We start from the raw sequence: 17,154 nt of genomic DNA on the forward strand, positions 1-17,154 counted from the left end.
CTGTCCCGGGGGCCGGGAGGCCGGACACAGGGAGAACACACATGCCCAGGAGCCGACACAACGGGCCCGGTGATGCCCGGAAGTCACTTCACGTCGACAGCGCCGAACCGCCGTGGACCCGTAACGACGCACTCGTGACCGGCGGGGCGTGTGTGATGAACCTGCTCAGCTACGTGTTCTTCGACGATCCCGACGGCCGGCACGACGTGAGCGTGGCCGGGTTCCTCTATGTCGCGCTGGCGGCCATGCCGCTGCTGGCCCGACGCAGGCACCCGGTGGCGGCGCTCGCCGCCGCTCTGGCACTCGACGCGACGGCCGCCCTGACCGTCCCGCTGCCCAGCCACTTCGGTGCCGTCCTGGTGGTCGCGCTGTACTCGGTCGCCAGGGCCTGCTCCGGACGGGTGACGGCGGTCGCGGCCGTCGCGACGGTTTCGCTGACGCTGCTGAGCCAGAGCAGCGGCCGGATTCCGCCCTGGCAGGAGGTCATTACGCCGCCCTTCACCGCCCTGATCGTCGTCGCCACCGCTCTGGCGATCAACCGCTGGCAGCAGGAGGTGGCCGCCAACCGCAAGCTCCTCGCCGACTGTGCGGTGGCCGACGAACGCCGTCGCATCGCACGGGAGTTGCATGACATCGTGGCCCACCACATCACCACCATGCAGCTGATGGCCGGTGGAGCCCGGGCCAACCTCGCGCAGACGGAGGTGGTCCGGGACGCCCTGGTCACTCTGGAGTCATCCGGGCGGCTCGCGCTGCGCGAAATGCGCCAACTCCTCGATGTACTGCGGGCCGGCGACGAACCGGAGTCCGCGCCGTCGCTCCCCCAGCCCGGCGCCGGCAACCTCGACCGGCTGGTGGCCGAGTCGCGCCTTGCCGGACTGCCGACCGACTTCAGCGTCCATGGGCATCAGCGTCCGCTGCCGCCGACCGTCGGCCTCACGGTGTTCAGGATCGCCCAGGAGGCTCTTACCAACACCCGCAAGTACGCGGGGGAGGCCCGCGCGTCCGTACAACTGACGTACCACGAGGAGCGGATCACCATCGAGGTACGGGACGACGGCGGAGGCACTCCGCCGCAGGAGGGGGCGTTCGCCGCAGGCTCGGGCGGTTACGGCCTCATCGGCATGCGCGAGCGCGTCGCCCTGCACGGCGGCACCCTCACCGTCGGACCGCAGGCCGACGGCGGATTCGCCGTGGTGGCCGACCTGCCACTGACCACCGACGAGGCAGCCGAGGCGGCCGTCCAGCACGAGGGAGCACACCGATGACCGGGACCGGACCGACGACGACACCACCGCCGCCGCCGCCGCCGCCGAGGATCAGGGTGCTGATCGCGGACGACCAGCCACTGGTCCGGCGCGGCCTGTCGCTGATCCTCTCCCCCGCCCCGGCCATCGAGGTGGTGGGCGAGGCCGAGAACGGTGCGCAGGCCGTCACCCTCGCCCACCGGCTGCGCCCCGACGTCGTGGTGATGGACATCCGGATGCCCGTCCTCGACGGGGTCGGCGCTACGGGGGAACTCGCCGCCACCGTGCCCGGCTGCCGGGTCCTGGCCCTCAGCACCTTCGACCTCGACGAGTACGTCGTGGGCGCCCTGCGCGCCGGGGCCTACGGGTTCCTGCCCAAGGACAGCTCCCCGGAGGACCTGATCGCGGCGATCCGCACCGTCCACGCCGGCGACGCCGCCGTCGCGCCGCGCCTGCTCACTCGGCTGATCTCCACCTACGTACGCGCACCCCACGGTGCGCCGCCGGCCCCTACCGGCCTGGGTGAACTCACCCCTCGCGAGGTCGAGGTGTGGCATCTGATGGCCACCGGCCTCGACAACACCGAGATTTCCCGCGCCTTGGACATCAGCCTCTCCACGGTCAAGAACCACATCACCAGCATCTTCGACAAGCTCGCCGTCCGCGACCGCGCCCAGGCGGTCATCGCGGCCTACGAATCGGGCCTGGTCACCGCTCGCGACAGCCGGTGACCACGCCCGGCAACTCCGATGTGTTCCGCACAGGGCAGGCCCTCCGGCGCCAGCCCGGCGGGGACGCTGATCGCGGGGTGGCCGGTGTCGTTGAAGACGGAGGTGCAGGAGATCGGCAGAGTCCGCTCGCGCACGGCTGTTCCCAGCACGACTTGCTGCTCATGCCCACTGTGCCCATTGCGCCCACAACAGCATGGGCCGCGAAGGGGTCGGACGTGTTCCTCGCGCAGATCAGGCCGGGCGCGGGATGTAGGCCAGTCCGTGGGAGCCGGGCTCGCCGAGTCCGGCGATGTCCAGCCGGGCCAGGCCCTGAAGCGTGACCAGGTCGACGATGTCGACGGTGGACGAGGCGACGCAGGCCACGTACCCGATCCGGCCATCGGACGACGAGGTGATGGTCAGCGGCCCGAGGCCCACCTCGATCTCACCCAGCCGCTTTTGGGCGTCGGCGGAGAACACCGTGAGGCGGCCCGGTGCGTGGCGTCCGAGCAGGGACACAGGGTCGGGTTCCATGCGAAGTTCGCCCGCGAGCAGCTTTCCCGTCGACGTGAGGTGCACCGGCAGGACGACGTTCTCCGTGGGCAGTGTGTCGACGACGGACGCGGTCCGGGCGTCGATGACCCGGATTCCGTTGGCCGGTCCGTCATCGGCGGCGGCCTTGCCGAAACCGGCGTACGGCGAGGCGACGAAGACCTGCGCGCCGTCGGCGGTGCTGCAGGAGCGAGGGCGGGCAACAGCCGGACGCCCCGGCGCGTCCGGCCGAAGTAGCCGGCGAACAGCTCACGCATCGGCCGTCACGCGGACCCTAGCCGTGCTCGGCGACGTGCTCTCGCAGAAAGGCACCCGCGTGCGCGGCCGCCTCCTCCTTCGTTGCGTAGTACGAGGTGTTGTCGGCCTCGTCTCGCGTCCCGTCGGCTCCCTGGCCGACCCACCGCCAGCCGCCGGACGACGGCTCCCGGGACAGTTCGGCGCTGCCACCGCACAGCTCGATGACGCTCGGCTCCGACTCGGCAGGGACCGACCTGTCGATGGCGTCGGGCCACTTCTTGCGAGCACCCTGCCGGGTGATACCCCAGGCAGCGCCCAACTGCTCGTAGCTCGCACCGTAGGAGCCGGCGGTCCTTGCCGCGATTGCCGTCAACCGCTTGACCTCCGCGTCCACCACCTTCCAGGTGGTGAGGATCGACAGAGTGACGCCGATGGGGTCGGCTTCCCACATGCGCTCTTCAGGGAGTCCGGTCGCCCGGGCACGCATGGCCGAGGCGAGTGGGTCGAGGGCATCGAGGAGAGCCTTGTCGAGGACTGTCTGTTCCGCGGTCGTGATCTCGGGCAGCGTCATGCCGGTAACTCTAGTTACCGAACACCGATACCGCAACTAAAGTTACCGCAATGAGGAAGGGTGGGGCCCTTGGCCGCCCGGAGCTTCGTCCGGATTGTGGGCCAGGAAGCTGGCGATCGCCCTCTTCCCCTCTTCGGCGGGTTCCTGGACCAGCCGGGTGGTCACCACCAGCCCTGCCCGGCCCAGCAGTTCGGCGATCCGGTCTGCCGGCAGCAGGTAGGACTCGAAGTACGCGGGATGGTTGCCATAGGCGCTCCTCTCACGCCGATGCTCGCCGTTCCCCACCCGCCCGACGACCATCAGATGCCCACCGGGTGCCAGGGTGCGGTGGAAATCGGTGAACACGACGGGGAGCGCCTCGGGCGGCGTGTGGTGAGTGGAGTAGTAGGCCAGGATGCCGCCGAGCTCGTCGTCAGCGAGGTCCAGTGCGGTCATCGAGCAGCCGTGGTCCGCGACGGCCCCTCGGTCGGCGGTGCGCACGAGTTCGGCGGAGCGTTCTCGTCACTGCGGCACGAGCCGCGCGCGAAGCAGCAGACATCGCGCCGCTGCTGCCGGAGCCGACGGAAGGTGATCCCTCTGCCTGACGCCACTCCGCGGCTGCCCTGCTCCCACCTGGTCATGGTGATCTCGTGCCAGGAGGCATGTCCCGCATGGCCCGGTGGCTGGGCAAGGTCGCAAGGCATCCGGCAAACGCCAGCCCGACAGTGATGATTGCTGCGCTCATGGGCCGTCACGCTAGGCCCTTGTGGTGAGCAACTCCGCCAGGGTGTCGACGAATTGTGTGAGCCAGTCCAGTTGCCGCCCTCCGCGCGCCCTGCGAAATCCATGGCGGCGCCCCCAGAAGGCGGCCCGGACGGCATGGAACTGGGCCCAGCGCCGGGCACGTTCGCGGTCGACTTCGGCCGCCTCGGCGAAAACGTGCAAGGTACGATGCAGCGCCTTCCGCAGGTCGCTCGCCTCGATGAGCGTCAGCGCCCGTGACTTGAGCAGAGTGCCGGCGTCGTAAGCGGGGTCTCCCGCGTGCCCCTTGGGGTCGACGGCGAGCCACGGCTCACGATCGGCGCGCAGGATGTTACGGGCGTGCAGGTCGCCGTGGATGAGGGTGTCCGGCTGATCGTGGCCGAGCTCCCGGGCTGTCGCCAGGGCGGCATCCATCGCGTATCGGGACAGCGTGTGCGTCAGTTCCTCTTTGTCCTGGTGGAGTTCGGCCTCCCATGCCTCGACCTGCTCCCGGAGCCGGGGCAGTCCGGGCGGCGCGGGGATGGCCAGTCGACGGCTGATCCGTCCTGCGATCCTAACTGCCTCATCGCCCTCTTCGAGCTCCGCCAGGGTGGACGACCGTACGCGCTCCAGCAACATGGCGAAGTGCTCGTCATCGCGCTCGTGCAGCAGCACGGCTCCACGTCCGCCCCAGGCCGCAAACGCGTCCGGCTCACACACATTGCCGGGATGGGGGAACGACACCTTCACCACGGCCCCGTCGGCCTGCCGACGCACCGGAACGATGACCCCGACACCCCCGTGCATGACCTCGCCGTCCGGCACACAGTCCCAGCGGTCCAGCAGCTCCTCCACCACACCGGGCAGCCCGGCCAGCCAAGCCGCGCCCGGCTCACCCTCGCGCTCGATCGTGCTCCGTGCGAATGCCCCTGGTGCTTCAATCATCCCCGCACCCTACGCACCGGCCGAGCAAGCAAGGGAATCGACATGACACCTCACACGGTCCCGGCACCGGGCTCCGTCGGGTGTGCTGGTGGGGTCGGCCCACGGCCGGTGCGGCCCGTGGCGGCTGCGCCAGCGGCGAGGGTTGAATTCTCCGTATGGACGATGCCGAACTCGCCTCACTCCTGGCCGGATGCAGCGGTTCCCCCCACCCCGGTGCATAGCAGGACACACCCTTCGCGGAACGCACGGCCGAAGGGGAACGGTACGTGCTGGTCGCGCTCGACCCTGGGTTGAGCGCGCTCGGCGTACGCCGTGCCGACGGCTCACTGTGGGGCCTGCCGGAGGACGGCATACCTCACTTGGTGAACTCCAGCGCTGCGGTATTCGTCGCGTTCAACCGCGCCTACGAGGAGGCCGCGGCCGAGGCGAATGCGTACGAAGGGCCCGACAACGACTCCGACGCGGCCGAGGATCTGGCCGAAGAGGCTGCCGACGCGCATACCGAGGCGCTGGTGGAGCGGTTCGAGGCGATCGACGCGGCGGCCGTCGCCGGTGAGAACTCCTTCTGGCGCGTCGCCGCGGAGGAGCTGGGCTACGCCATGAGCGTCTGATCACGCACAACAACCGAGACACCCCGCCCGCGAACCACGTCGCGGCTTTCCGGATCTCCGGATCTCCGCATCCGGCACCGCGTTCAGGCGCGTTCAGGCCCGCTCGATGGTCCGGGGGCCCCCGCCCGCAGGCCGTCCATCACAAGGTCCAGAAGGCGCTTCGCGCGCGGCTGCCAGTCGCTGTGCGGGTCAATCTGCCAGAGCCCGGCGATGGCGAGTACGAAGTCTTCGGGGGGCAGCCCCGGACGGATGGTGCCGGCCTGCTCGTTCGCGTTCAGCAGCAGCGTGACCGCCCGAGTCACCGGGCCGTGCCCCAACTGGGCCAGGCTGCCGTACCTTCCGGTGGACTTGCGCAGGGCATCGGCCAGGCCGGCCTTGGCCATGGCGTACTGGGCGAGACGGTCCATCCACTCCCTCAGCGCCTGGTCGGGCGTGCGGGTCCGGAGCAGTTGGACCGCGGTGTCGGCCACCTGCTGCATCTCGTAGCGGTAGACCTCCAGAACGAGAGCCTCGCGGTTCGGGAAGTTGCGGTAGAAGGTCCCCTGCCCGACACCCGCCTTCTTCGCGATCGTGCTCAGCGGTGCGTCCGCCGCCCGCGTCAGCTCGGCCAGTGCGACTTCCAGGATGCGCTCGCGATTCCGTTGCGCGTCCGGGCGCAGAGGCGCGCTCTTCTCGTCCTGCACCCGTCCTCCTCCCGGAAAGCACGGCCAAGTCCGGCCTTGCTGAGCGAACAGCTGTCCGCTAGGTTCGACGAAAAGCGGACAGCTGTCCGCTTGGATTCACCATAGCGGCAGATCCGGCCGGCGTGGCCGAGTTGCGCCCACCGTCAATGGTTAAATCACCCTCATCGCCCTCTCCCTTCCGGAATGTCCACCGGGATCGTCTCGTTCGACGCGCATCAGCAATGCGAAAGAAGGCTGATCATGGCTCCATCGACGTCCAGTGCCATCACCCTGAACATCAATGGCGAGAAGTACACACTGCCGGTCGACCATCGCACCACCCTGCTCGACGCCCTGCGCGAGCGTCTTGACCTGACCGGTTCCAAGAAGGGCTGTGACCAGGGGCAATGCGGTGCCTGCACGGTGCTGCTCGATGGGCGCCGGGCTGTTTCCTGCCTCCAGCTCGCGGTCGCGGCCGAGGGCCGCGTGATCACCACCATCGAGGGCGTGGCCGATGGTGAACAGCTCCATCCGGTGCAGCAGGCCTTTCTCGACCTCGATGGATTTCAGTGCGGATACTGCACACCCGGGCAGATCTGTTCGGCCATTGCGGTGATCGAGGAACACGCGGCGGGCTGGCCGAGCGCGGCGACCGACGACGTCCGGCCCGAGGCGGGGGTGCCCGCACTCGGTGCCGAGGAGATCCGCGAGCGCATGAGCGGCAACCTGTGCCGCTGTGGCGCCTATGTGTCGATCGTTCAGGCAGTCGCGCAAGCCGCGGAGGCGACCGGAACCCAGGACAAGGAGGCGGTGGCGTGAGGGAGTTCGGCTACGAACGGGCCTTCGGCGTTTCCGAGGCGGTCGCCCTGCTCGGTTCCGCCCCCGACGCCCGTTTCCTCGGCGGCGGCACCAATCTTGTCGACCTGATGAAGGCAGGTGTGGAGCGGCCCGCGCTGCTCGTCGACGTACGTGAACTCCCTCTCGACGGAGTCGGTTTCACCGGGGGCGGTGGACTGCGCATCGGTGCGACCGTCACCAACAGCGATCTCGCGGCCCACCCCGAAGTGCGGCGCCACCACCCGGCGTTGGCGCAGGCCGTGCTGGCCGGCGCCTCCGGGCAGCTGCGCAACATGGCCACGGTCGGCGGGAATCTTCTCCAGCGCACCCGCTGCGGCTACTTCACCGACATCAGCAAGCCGTGCAACAAGCGCTCCCCCGGCAGTGGTTGTCCCGCCGTCGACGGCGAACACCACAACCACGCGATCCTCGGCGCCTCCGCGCGCTGTATCGCCACCCATCCCTCGGACATGGCAGTCGCGCTCGCCGCGTTCGACGCCGTCATCTCGTACGAAACGGCCGACGGACCGGGCGAGTTGCCCATGTCGGAGTTCTATCCGCCCGTGGGCGACACGCCGCACATCGAGACCGCTCTTCCGCCCGGCGCGCTGATCACCGGCGTCACGCTGCCGCCCTCCCCCGTCGCCGCCCACTCGCGGTACCGGAAGGTGCGCGAGCGCGCCTCGTACGCGTTCGCGATCGGCTCGATCGCCGCCGCGCTCGATGTCCGGGACGGTGTCGTACGCGAAGTGCGTCTGGCACTCGGGGCTGTCGCGTCGAGGCCCTGGCGGGCGCGTGCGGCCGAGCAGGCCCTGATCGGCGGGCCGGCGAACGCGGAAGCGTTCGCCGCCGCGGCGGATGCCGAACTGGCCGCCGCCGAGCCCCTTCCCGACAACGGCTACAAGGTGACGCTGATGCGCAGCCTCGTCGTGGCCGTGCTGACCGAGCTCACCGAGGAGGTCTCCCGATGACCACGACGACCGGGGTCGCCGCCGTGACAGGAGCCGTCGGCTCCGCCCACACCCGCGTGGAGGGCCGCGACAAGGTCACCGGGGCGGCCCGCTACTCCGGAGAGGTTCCGTTCGCCGAACTCACTCATGGATGGCTGGTGTTGTCGACCGTGGCCCGCGGCCGCATCCGTTCCGTGGGGGACGGCCCCGTCCTGGCCATGCCGGGCGTTCTCACCGTGCTGCACCACGGGAACGCTCCGCGCGTGGACACCGACTACATGGGCATGCTGGGGCGGCCGAACCCGATCGTTGGGCTCTTCCAGCACGACCGCGTACCCTTCGCGGGCTGGCCCGTGGCGTTGGTGGTGGCCGAGACCTCCGAGCAGGCCAGGGAGGCCGCCGAGGCGCTGGTGGTCCAGTACGACGAAGAACCGCACGATGTCGCGTTCCACTCCGGCCGTTCGGACGCCTACACGCCGGGGGACACTCCGATCGTCAAGGCCGAGACGGAGAAGGGGGACGTGGAGGCTGGGCTCGATGCCTCCGCCGTGGTCGTGGACGCGGAGTACACCACTCCGGAGGAGCACCACAACCCGATGGAACCGCATGCGGCGACGGCCCGCTGGGACGGCGGCCGACTCGACGTCATCGACTCCAACCAGGGCAGCAGCTGGGTGGCGAGCGAGCTGGCGCAGCTCTTCTCCTTCGATCCGGCCTCCGTGCGGGTGCGGTCCGAACACGTCGGGGGCGCCTTCGGGTCGAAGGGTCTGAGCCCGCATCAAGTGGCGGCCGTGATGGCCACGACCGTGCTCCATCGTCCGGTCCGTGTCGTGCTGACGCGCAGCCAGATGTTCTCGCTCATCGGTTACCGCAGCCCTACCGCTCAGCGGATCAGGCTCGGTGCCGACGCCGATGGCCGGCTGCGTGCCTTCGACCACCAGGCGCAGAGTCTCACGTCGACCGTGCACGAATTCGTCGAGTCGAGCGCCGTGCTGGGGCGGGTGATGTACGACGCCGACGCGCATCACACCCTTCACCGGCTCGTACGGCTCGATGTGCCGACTCCGACGTGGATGCGCGCCCCGGGCGAGGCACCGGGGTCCTTCGCCCTCGAATCGGCCCTCGACGAGCTGGCCGAGAAGTGCGGCATCGACCCGATCGCGCTGCGCGTGCGCAATGAACCCGAGGCGGGTCCGGTGTCCGGGCTGCCGTTCAGCAGCCGCAATGTGCTGGCCTGCTTCGAGGAGGGCGCCCGCCGGTTCGGCTGGGCGGACCGGGACCCCCGTCCCGGACTGCGCCGCGAGGGGCGCTGGCTGCTCGGATCGGGCACGGCGGCGGCCACCTATCCCTCGGGGGTGGGGCCGTCCACCGCGGCCGTGACCGCGGAGGCCGACGGGACCTTCACCGTACGGATCAACGCGGCGGACGTCGGAACGGGGGCGCGGACCGCGATGACCCTGGTCGCCGCGGACGCGCTGGAGGTGGATCCGGACCGCGTCCGGGTGCGCATCGCGGACAGCGACCTCGGCCCGGCGATGATCGCCGGAGGCTCGATGGGGACGCGTTCCTGGGCGTGGGCGGTGACGGTCGCGGCGAACGAACTGCGGGAGCGGCTGTCCCTGGGTGGTGGCATTCCGCCGGAGGGGATCACGGCCCGGTCGAACACGGCCGAGGCCATCGGCGCTCTCACGCAGAAGGAACGCCACTCCTTCGGAGCCCAGTTCGCCGAGGTCGCGGTGGATGTGGACACCGGTGAAGTGCGCGTGCGACGGCTGCTCGGCATCTACGCCGCGGGCACCATCGTCAACCCGCTCACCGCCCGCAGCCAGTTCATCGGAGGAATGATCTGGGGGCTGTCCATGGCGCTCCACGAGGAGGCCATCAGGGACCAGGCCTCGGGCAGCCACGTCGGCGCCGACCTCGCCGGCTACCACTTCGCCTCGCACGCCGATGTGCCGATCATCGAGGCGGACTGGGTGGACGATCCCGTCCCGGGCGATCCGGTCGGGATCAAGGGCATCGGAGAGATCGGCATCGTGGGAGTGGCCGCCGCGATCGCCAACGCGGTGTGGCACGCGACCGGTGTACGTCACCGGGACCTCCCGATCCGTCCGGACCGCGTCCTGTGTGCGGCGGACGAGGCCCGGCGCCGGGCAGCGGGAGGAGCCGGGAGTGCTTGATATCGCCGAGGAGCTGAACCGGTGGTTCGAGGAGGGCCGGGACTTCGCCGTCGCCACCGTCGTGGCCGTCAGCGGCAGCGCGCCGCGCGGTCCCGGCGCCGCCCTGGCCGTCGACGGTGACGGCACCGCCATCGGTTCCGTCTCCGGCGGTTGTGTGGAAGGCGCGGTGTACGACCTGTGCGTCCAGGCACTCCAGGACGGGCGGACGGTACGCGAGCGGTTCGGATACGACGACGAGGACGCCTTCGCGGTGGGGCTCACCTGCGGCGGTGTCATCGAGGTCCTGGTCACACCGGTGCGTGCGGACGCGCCGGTGTTCCGGGCCGGGGTGTCGGCCGCGCACCGGGGGCAGCCGACGGCCCTGGCGCGGGTGGCCCGGGGCCCGGTGGAACTGCTCGGCAGGGCCCTGCTCGTGCACCCCGACGGCTCGTACGAGGGCAGCCTCGACGGCCGTCCGGAGCTGGCCCGGACGGCGGCGGCGGAGGCCCGCGCGATGCTGGACACCGGCCGCACCGGCACCGTCGAGATCGCTGAGGACGGGTCGCGCTGTCCGGGCGGCGTGACGCTGTTCGTGGAGTCGAGGGTGCCGCCGCCCCGGATGATCGTCTTCGGTGCCGTGGATTTCGCGACGGCGCTCGTACGGGCGGGCAAGTTCCTCGGTTACCACGTGACCGTGTGTGACGCCCGGCCGGTCTTCGCTACGCGCGCCCGTTTCGTCGAGGCGGACGAGCTCGTGGTCGACTGGCCGCACCGCTACCTCCGGCGCACCGCGACCGACGGACGAACCGTCCTGTGCGTGCTCACCCATGACGCCAAGTTCGACGTTCCGCTCCTGGAGACGGCCCTGCGGCTGCCGGTCGCTTTCGTCGGCGCGATGGGCTCGCGCCGCACCCACGAGGACCGCAATCGTCGCCTTCGCGAAGTCGGCCTCACCAACCGTGAGTTGGCGCGCCTGCACTCCCCGATCGGCCTCGACCTCGGCGCCCGTACCCCCGAAGAGACCGCCCTGTCCATCGCGGCGGAGATCGTCGCGGCGCGCCGGGGCGGTACGGGTGTACCGCTGACCGGATCGGGTACGCCCATCCACCATGACGTGGGCGGGCGGGATACGGGCGAGCACCACTCCCGTACAGCGGCATGATCTGGCGAGGCCGGGCGGGCCGAGAGGTAGGGGCTGGGGCTCGACGGATGCGGGGCCGGCAGAGCCTCCAGAATCACGGCCACGTACGCGCCCGCAACGGTGGAGCGCCAGGTCCAGGACGAACGCGCATTGGCCTCGATGAGCAGTGCGGAGAAGGTGAGCGCGTTCACCTGCGAGATCCAGGCTGCGGGTCAGGCTCCACGTAGCAGGTGAGGCTGGTGTCCCTTGTCCGCCTGGTCTCCTATCCTGGACGTCATCTCGTGCCCGCCCGCGGCCGAGCAGGCGCTCCGTGTCCCCACCCGTCGGTAGGTGGGGACACGGTCCGACCACGCCGCCGTCAAGGCCCGGTGCTTCGGTCAGGGTCCAGAGGCTGCCGGATCAGAACACGAACGGTCCGGGCGACTGAGCGGAGGTCGCGTTGCAGGTTGCGGTGATGCCGAAGACCACAACCTTGAGGGACTTGGCCACCAGGCTGTCCCCCGAGGCGACGGTCCCCTTGAGCGGCCCCGTCGAAACAGGGCTTCCGGCGGGGATGGCGGGGTTGGAGTTGCCGGTGAAAGTCACCGTACCCGTACCCTTGTTGGTGAGCGTGAGTGTCGACTTGACCGAGTTGGCCCCGACGCTGATCGGTGCCGTGATGGCGGACGTCGAGACGTTGATGACGGCGCTCGTGCCGCTCTGGGTGGCGGTGAGGGTCGCGCTGCCCGAGCCGTAGGCTCCGCAGTCGAAGGAAATGGTGGCGGTGGTGGGGGTGACCGCCTCGGCCGTAGGTGCGAGCGCGAGTGCGCCCGCGGCAAGGGCGGAGCAGATGGCGAGTCGCCGTGTGCCATACCTCATGGTGATTGCCCTTCATGTGGGGGGACTGCCGGCGCACTGGATTCGACGTGCGCGCCGGAACACAGCATTTCCCTGACGAACCGTCAGGGGCGGCTGCCTACCCCATTGAGGCACGACCCCCTTGAAGCAACAAGGCACATCACCATGATTCTTGACATGCCTCGACCAATTTTGGTCACACCCCTGACCGCCCGGGCCCGGTACCCGAGCGCCGGGCTTCCCTGGCCGTTCCGTCAGGAGGGCAGCTTCAGGTCCGTGCAGCCATGACGCTGCGCCGCCCGTTCGGCGAAGGCGCTCAGAGCGGTGCGGAGGTAGCCTCGCGGCGGGGCCGCGTACTCGGTGTCGTTGACCGTGAACAGGGCGCGCGGTCCCGCACCGCATGCGGCGCTCGCCCAGGCGCTGTGGCGGTCGGCGCCCGCGTCGCCGTGGTAGCTGCCCGGGTCGTCGTCGGCGGTGCGCAGGCGCTGCGCGTACGGGCCGAACGCGGTGCCGAACCAGTAGAGTTCCTCGTCCCGCGCCTTGGTCTCACCGAGTGCGCAGGTCTCCATGAGAGCGGTGCCGGGGGCTGTCGTCTCGCGGTGCCAGTCGACGGAGTCGTCCCCCGGGACGGGAACCCCCGCGCAGGTGCCCGTGGCATTGCCGGGCGTCGGGCTGTCGGCCGGCATGGGGATGGGCGGCACACCGGTGCCGTGCGGGGCGTCGCACGACCATCGATCGGCGGCCCGTTCGGCGGTGGCCGTGGCCAGCCGGGCGATCTGCCGGGTCTCCGTGCTGTTCTCGTGCGACTCGTCGGCACGCACGGCCACCACGAGGGAGGCGGGCCTGTTGGTGCAGTTGAGCACGACGCCGGTGTCACGGAAATCGGTGTAGCCCTGCCAGTCACCGCCGACGGCGACGGGCAGGTGATCGGAGTCCCCGTTGCGCAGCATCGAGAGCGGGTCGCCGAAGAGACTGCGGTTACGGACGGCCTCGTGCGGAATCAGGGCGATCAGCAGCCTCGTGTCCGCCACCCCGCACTCGTCCCAGCGGTCGTCGTCCGCACCGCCCGTACGGTCCCCCGGCAGTCCGGGGTCGATGGAGTACGAGGTCAGGGCGGCGGACTCGGCTACCGGCAGCAGCCCCTCGCAGTACGTGGCGAGCCGGTCCTCGTACCTCCACCGCTTGCCGGTGTCGCTCATCCGGTACCAGCCGTAGCCGACCGCGAGCACCAGGACCAGTGGCACCACGGCGTACAGCGCAATCCTGCGCATCCTTTTCATAGGGCGTTGCCCTCCCCCGTATCGATCTCGCACTCCAGGCTGTCATCCGTGGCCCGGGGTCCGACACCTGCCGGTCCCGAAATGAGAACCGCTGCGGGCTTGGAGCAGACCGGATCACACCGCCTGGGCCGGACCCGTCCTCGACAGCGCCACAGTGCGCAGGCGGAAGCGGAAGCGGAAGCGGAAGCGGAAGACGCTAGGCCGGCCACACGATCTGCCCGTTCGCGACCTTCAGCGCCTCCGGAGTCAAGTCTTCGTGGAATCTCAAGCAGCCGATCGAAACGGCATCGTCCGCGAGCAGGTGGGCGTCGTGAACCCGCGCGGCCAGCCAGCCGAGCAACTCGCCGACCTGGTCGAACTCGTCCGGGTGGATCTCCTGCCGGGAGGTAAGCGACCAGCCCTTCCGCGGCAGGTCCGCACGGTCGGCCAGCGCCGAGCCGAGCACACCGCCCACCCGCCAGGCCGGGCCGCTGCCGCCGAGCAGCGGGCGAGGTTCGTCCTCGACCACCGGGTCCCCCGACTCGTCCTCCACCACGATCGGGAACCGGGTCACGATGGACAGGCGCTCCGGCTGCGGCCCGATTCCCAGATGCCAGCGCAGTTCGGCGAGCTCCTGCTCGGAGAGCTCGTCCCGCAGATCGACCGATATCGCCAACTCATATACGTCACTCACGCCACGCACCCTACCGAGGGGGTCCGACATGCCGCTCCGGATGCGGGACAGCCCGGTGTGCCCACTCCCAACCCTGGTCAATGGCCTCGGCGAGCAGTGCCTGAAGCCCCCTTCGCTCACCGGTTCACAGCGTTCGTGCGAGTCGGAATCCCAGGTCGTCGATGCGGAAGGTGGGGTGGCTCTTGCGGCGGCACCGCGCCCGGCAGCCTCGGGGGCGGTCGAAGCCACCGCCACCACGGAATACGCGGTACGGGCCGTAGACCTCGGGGTCGTAGAGGTCCCAGCACCACTCCCACACATTGCCGATCATGTCGTGAAGACCCCATGCGTTGGGCTTCCTGGTCGCGACGTCGTGGACCTCACCGCCGGAGTTCCCGCGGTGCCAGGCGATCTCGTCCAGGTCCCCGTAGCGGTCGCCGGAGGTTCCGGCTCGGCATGCGTACTCCCACTCCGCCTCGGACGGGAGCCGATAGCCGTCTGCCTGCCAGTCGCAGAGGACGTGCAGCCCGTCGGGGTCGTCGCCCGTCGAATAGCAGGGCCGGAGTCCCCTCGCCTGCGACAGCAGGTTGCAGAACCGGACAGCCTCGTTCCAGGAAATCTCGGTCACCGGTGTACGCGGACCGGCCGAACTCTCGGGTACCTCGCCCCGCACCGCGTGGTACAGCTCGCGCGTCACGGGATGCGGCGCCAGCCGGAAGGCACCGACCTCCGCCTTCCATTCCGTCCTCGTGCCCTCGTCGCGCAGGACGATCTCCCCGGCGGGAATGCTCCTCATCCTCTCGGCATCCACCTGGCGAAGTATGGATTCCACGCTCATCGTCACAACTCCTCATGTGCTCCGGCACATCGAGCCGGTGCGCCGGACCGGCAGCCTCGCGGGGTAGTGCTTCGCGCTGCCGTCCCCTGATCAAGTGACTGTACAGACAAGTGCGATCGTGGCCGGGTCAGTCACTGCCGCCGGATTTGGTGGTCCAGAGCGGATCGATGTCGCCGAGCCAGGCGTCTTGCTCGTCCGCCAACGGCTGTTCCAGAGGAAGCGGAAGGAAGCGGCAGGCGAAGCCGAGGCCGGCGTCGTCGCCGTCTCCTCGGACCTGGTGCTCCCACGCATCAGGAGCGTCGGCCGGCGCGCGGAGGAAGAAGAAGGTGGTCCTGCGCGGCGCGGGGAGCGGTTTCCTGGGACGATCCCGCGGCCGCTGATCCGGTGCGGGTACGGGCCGGCGCGGTGGTGATTCGTGACGAGCGGATACTGCTCATCGGCTTCGAGGAACACGGGCAGCCGTTCTACGAGATCCCCGGCGGCGGGGTCGAGGACGGAGAGACGCTGCACGCCGCGGTGATCCGTGAGCTGCGGGAGGAGTCCGGCCTGAGCGGCGAGGTGGTCGGGGAAGTGGCCCGCGTCTGGAAGGACGGTCGCCGTGAGCACTACTTCCTTCTGCATGCCGAAGGCGCCATCGGTGCCCGTGCGGAGCTCGACAATCACGGCGGGACGCCCACCTGGATTCCGGTCGCCCGGCTGCCCACCACCCCGGTGTGGCCGCGGCGGCTGGCCTGGCGCATCGCTCACTGGCACGCGACAGGCTGGCCGGCCCGGCCGGCCGAACTCGCCGACAGCATCAACGATCTGCAGGCCCCATGCACTTGGTGAGGCGCACGGCGCCCGCGTCCCACGAGGAAGGCCCGCCGCGCCCGAGCGATGGAGCTCGGGTCGCGGCAGGCCCCGTGTGCGCAGAAGGCATCGGACGGCCCGGGTCCGGCCAGGCCCTGCGTCCCGTCAGGCTGTGTGCAGGGTCAGCCCGTACCGGTTCAGGATCTCGTTGATCGGCTGGTGCCACGTCTCCCCGCCGCTGGTGCAGTTGCCCCAGCCGCCCGAGGTGACCCCCTGGGCCTGGTCCCCGCTGAGGAACGAACCTCCCGAGTCTCCCGGCTCGGCGCAGACGCTCGTCTTGGTCATCTGATAGACGGCACCCTGGCTGTAGTTCACGGTCTCGTTGGTGGCCAGCACATTGCCGCAGTGCCAGTGGCTGGTGGAGCCGGAGCGGCATATCGAGGCGCCGATGGGAGCCACCGCGGAGCCCCGGACCAGCTGGTCGGAGACGGTGCCCCAGCCGAGTACCACGGGGACGGTCCACCAGCCGTTGCCCACGCTGACCCACGCGTAGTCGTCACCGGGGAAGGACGACCCCTGGAAGTTGCCGAGGGCAGAGCGGTCCCATCCGCTGACCGCTGCGCCGGCCTGTCCGCAATGCCCTGCCGTGACGAAGCCGCCGTGCACGGAGAAGCCGATGGAGCATCGGACGTTGCCCGTGTAGTAGGGATCGCCGCCCACTGTTCCGGCGGCGAAGGTCCTGGGCGCCTCGGGTGTCCGGTTCACCAGTACGGGGCCGGTCTTGCGGGCCCGTTCGACGAACTCCTGGACATCGTTGTCACCCTCTGCCGAGGCGACCACATCGACGACGACCCGGTTGGCCTTCGGGTCGACGTGCCAGCCGCCGACGCCCTCCGGCGCGGCCATCCTGTCGATCCGCGTCTTGGCCGCGTCGAGCTGCCGCGCACTGTGCCGCACCAATTGAGCGGATGCGCCGGACGCTCGCACGGCGCCCGACTTCCGCTTGTCGGTGAGGGCCACGGTGAGCCTGCCCGTGGCCGGATCGAACCAGGAGCCGGCGTAGGACGATCCGGCGGCCCGTCGCGCCTTGCCCTGTACGGCGATTGCCGTCTTCTCCGCGGCCAGCCGCGCCCTGGCCCCACTCTCCGTCAGGCCGAGGTCTCTCTGCATGGCTGAGAGCAGCCCTGCGGACGCCGGTGCTGCATCGGTCGCGGGACGGGGTGTCGCGGGAGCCGGGTCCACCGCGGCGGCGGATGCCGGACCGGAGGCGAGACCCACGGTTGCCCAGGCTCCGACAACCAGCACGGCAGCCAGGCTCGTACGCAGCGCGTTCATACATCTCAAGGCAATGGCCCTTCTGTTGTTCCGGCATCGTGGGGAAGGAACAGCAGGCGTCCGAGAGCTCTCACCTGAGAG

Annotated in this window: 17 protein-coding genes and 1 pseudogene; 8 read left to right on the forward strand and 10 right to left on the reverse strand. The window is 70.1% G+C overall.

The window, feature by feature from the left end; all coding sequences use genetic code 11:
- The first annotated feature begins 41 nt into the window (after positions 1–41).
- Together BT364_RS26220 and BT364_RS26225 are read left to right on the forward strand one after the other, a co-directional pair.
- A complete protein-coding gene (locus BT364_RS26220; protein WP_072487691.1) occupies positions 42–1,268 on the forward strand; it encodes a sensor histidine kinase in 1,227 nt (408 codons plus the stop codon).
- Positions 1,265–1,978: a response regulator gene (locus BT364_RS26225; protein WP_072487692.1), complete on the forward strand. Its 714-nt coding sequence runs from the start codon at positions 1,265–1,267 to the stop codon at positions 1,976–1,978. The genes BT364_RS26220 and BT364_RS26225 overlap by 4 nt, the downstream gene beginning before the upstream one ends.
- 231 nt (positions 1,979–2,209) lie before the next feature.
- Here BT364_RS26225 and BT364_RS41725 read toward each other — a convergent pair whose 3' ends face one another.
- The 4 genes from BT364_RS41725 to BT364_RS26245 form a co-directional block, all read right to left on the reverse strand.
- A complete protein-coding gene (locus BT364_RS41725; protein WP_177328235.1) occupies positions 2,210–2,491 on the reverse strand; it encodes a YncE family protein in 282 nt (93 codons plus the stop codon).
- 292 nt (positions 2,492–2,783) lie between these two features.
- Positions 2,784–3,317 carry a hypothetical protein gene (locus BT364_RS26235; protein WP_072487693.1) on the reverse strand — a complete coding sequence of 178 codons (534 nt, stop codon included), beginning with the start codon at positions 3,315–3,317 and terminating at the stop codon, positions 2,784–2,786.
- A gap of 42 nt (positions 3,318–3,359) precedes the next feature.
- Positions 3,360–3,797 (reverse strand): class I SAM-dependent methyltransferase, encoded by a 438-nt coding sequence (locus BT364_RS26240; protein ID WP_072487694.1) that lies wholly within the window; start codon positions 3,795–3,797, stop codon positions 3,360–3,362.
- 255 nt (positions 3,798–4,052) lie between these two features.
- On the reverse strand, positions 4,053–4,982 hold the full coding sequence (locus BT364_RS26245) for an aminoglycoside phosphotransferase family protein (RefSeq protein ID WP_072487695.1): 930 nt from the start codon (positions 4,980–4,982) through the stop codon (positions 4,053–4,055).
- A 263-nt stretch (positions 4,983–5,245) separates the two neighbouring features.
- Here BT364_RS26245 and BT364_RS26250 point away from each other — a divergent pair.
- Positions 5,246–5,593, forward strand: a pseudogene (locus BT364_RS26250) (SUKH-4 family immunity protein); the annotation flags it as partial.
- Between the two features lie 83 nt (positions 5,594–5,676).
- Here the strand turns inward: BT364_RS26250 and BT364_RS26255 are convergent.
- Entirely contained in the window at positions 5,677–6,276 is a 600-nt protein-coding gene (locus tag BT364_RS26255; RefSeq protein WP_072487696.1) for a TetR/AcrR family transcriptional regulator, read from the reverse strand.
- Positions 6,277–6,516: 240 nt separating this feature from the next.
- On the opposite strand from BT364_RS26255, the gene BT364_RS26260 reads away from it, so the two are divergent.
- The 4 genes from BT364_RS26260 to BT364_RS26275 are packed head-to-tail and all read left to right on the forward strand — an operon-like array spanning position 6,517 to position 11,363.
- On the forward strand, positions 6,517–7,074 hold the full coding sequence (locus BT364_RS26260; protein WP_072487756.1) for a (2Fe-2S)-binding protein: 558 nt from the start codon (positions 6,517–6,519) through the stop codon (positions 7,072–7,074).
- Positions 7,071–8,063, forward strand: coding sequence for an FAD binding domain-containing protein (locus BT364_RS26265; RefSeq protein ID WP_072487697.1), 993 nt, complete (start codon positions 7,071–7,073; stop codon positions 8,061–8,063). Before BT364_RS26260 ends, BT364_RS26265 begins: the two co-directional genes overlap by 4 nt.
- The gene (locus BT364_RS26270) at positions 8,060–10,222 is read left to right on the forward strand and encodes a xanthine dehydrogenase family protein molybdopterin-binding subunit (protein WP_072487698.1); all 2,163 of its coding nucleotides are present in this window, start codon (positions 8,060–8,062) and stop codon (positions 10,220–10,222) included. Before BT364_RS26265 ends, BT364_RS26270 begins: the two co-directional genes overlap by 4 nt.
- Positions 10,215–11,363, forward strand: coding sequence for an XdhC family protein (locus BT364_RS26275; RefSeq protein ID WP_072487755.1), 1,149 nt, complete (start codon positions 10,215–10,217; stop codon positions 11,361–11,363). The genes BT364_RS26270 and BT364_RS26275 overlap by 8 nt, the downstream gene beginning before the upstream one ends.
- A 378-nt stretch (positions 11,364–11,741) precedes the next feature.
- Here the strand turns inward: BT364_RS26275 and BT364_RS26280 are convergent, their stop codons facing one another.
- The 4 genes from BT364_RS26280 to BT364_RS26295 form a co-directional block, all read right to left on the reverse strand.
- On the reverse strand, positions 11,742–12,200 hold the full coding sequence (locus tag BT364_RS26280; RefSeq protein WP_072487699.1) for a hypothetical protein: 459 nt from the start codon (positions 12,198–12,200) through the stop codon (positions 11,742–11,744).
- A 233-nt stretch (positions 12,201–12,433) separates the two neighbouring features.
- A complete protein-coding gene (locus BT364_RS26285; protein ID WP_072487700.1) occupies positions 12,434–13,450 on the reverse strand; it encodes a hypothetical protein in 1,017 nt (338 codons plus the stop codon).
- A gap of 205 nt (positions 13,451–13,655) precedes the next feature.
- Entirely contained in the window at positions 13,656–14,132 is a 477-nt protein-coding gene (locus BT364_RS26290) for a hypothetical protein (protein WP_072487701.1), read from the reverse strand.
- A 124-nt stretch (positions 14,133–14,256) separates the two neighbouring features.
- On the reverse strand, positions 14,257–14,949 hold the full coding sequence (locus BT364_RS26295) for a formylglycine-generating enzyme family protein (RefSeq protein WP_072487702.1): 693 nt from the start codon (positions 14,947–14,949) through the stop codon (positions 14,257–14,259).
- 384 nt (positions 14,950–15,333) lie between these two features.
- Between BT364_RS26295 and BT364_RS26305 the strand changes: the two genes are divergently transcribed.
- Complete coding sequence (locus BT364_RS26305; RefSeq protein WP_371268647.1) at positions 15,334–15,777, forward strand: NUDIX domain-containing protein; 444 nt, start codon at positions 15,334–15,336, stop codon at positions 15,775–15,777.
- A gap of 126 nt (positions 15,778–15,903) precedes the next feature.
- On the opposite strand, the gene BT364_RS26310 is transcribed toward BT364_RS26305, so the two are convergent.
- Positions 15,904–17,073: an alpha-lytic protease prodomain-containing protein gene (locus BT364_RS26310; RefSeq protein ID WP_072487703.1), complete on the reverse strand. Its 1,170-nt coding sequence runs from the start codon at positions 17,071–17,073 to the stop codon at positions 15,904–15,906.
- Positions 17,074–17,154: the final 81 nt, after the last annotated feature.

It is taken from the genome of Streptomyces atratus, from assembly GCF_900119365.1.
Taxonomy (GTDB): Bacteria; Actinomycetota; Actinomycetes; order Streptomycetales; family Streptomycetaceae; genus Streptomyces; species Streptomyces atratus_B.

Bases quoted from the DNA above. Each gene is read 5' to 3' on its own strand.
- BT364_RS26280 (WP_072487699.1), bottom strand. From the start codon at position 12,200: ATGAGGTATGGCACACGGCGACTCGCCATCTGCTCCGCCCTTGCCGCG.
- BT364_RS26260 (WP_072487756.1), top strand. From the start codon at position 6,517: ATGGCTCCATCGACGTCCAGTGCCATCACCCTGAACATCAATGGCGAG.
- BT364_RS26245 (WP_072487695.1), bottom strand. From the start codon at position 4,982: ATGATTGAAGCACCAGGGGCATTCGCACGGAGCACGATCGAGCGCGAG.
- BT364_RS26235 (WP_072487693.1), bottom strand. From the start codon at position 3,317: ATGACGCTGCCCGAGATCACGACCGCGGAACAGACAGTCCTCGACAAG.
- BT364_RS26270 (WP_072487698.1), top strand. From the start codon at position 8,060: ATGACCACGACGACCGGGGTCGCCGCCGTGACAGGAGCCGTCGGCTCC.
- BT364_RS26310 (WP_072487703.1), bottom strand. From the start codon at position 17,073: ATGAACGCGCTGCGTACGAGCCTGGCTGCCGTGCTGGTTGTCGGAGCC.
- BT364_RS26220 (WP_072487691.1), top strand. From the start codon at position 42: ATGCCCAGGAGCCGACACAACGGGCCCGGTGATGCCCGGAAGTCACTT.
- BT364_RS41725 (WP_177328235.1), bottom strand. From the start codon at position 2,491: ATGGAACCCGACCCTGTGTCCCTGCTCGGACGCCACGCACCGGGCCGC.
- BT364_RS26285 (WP_072487700.1), bottom strand. From the start codon at position 13,450: ATGCGCAGGATTGCGCTGTACGCCGTGGTGCCACTGGTCCTGGTGCTC.
- BT364_RS26295 (WP_072487702.1), bottom strand. From the start codon at position 14,949: ATGAGCGTGGAATCCATACTTCGCCAGGTGGATGCCGAGAGGATGAGG.
- BT364_RS26225 (WP_072487692.1), top strand. From the start codon at position 1,265: ATGACCGGGACCGGACCGACGACGACACCACCGCCGCCGCCGCCGCCG.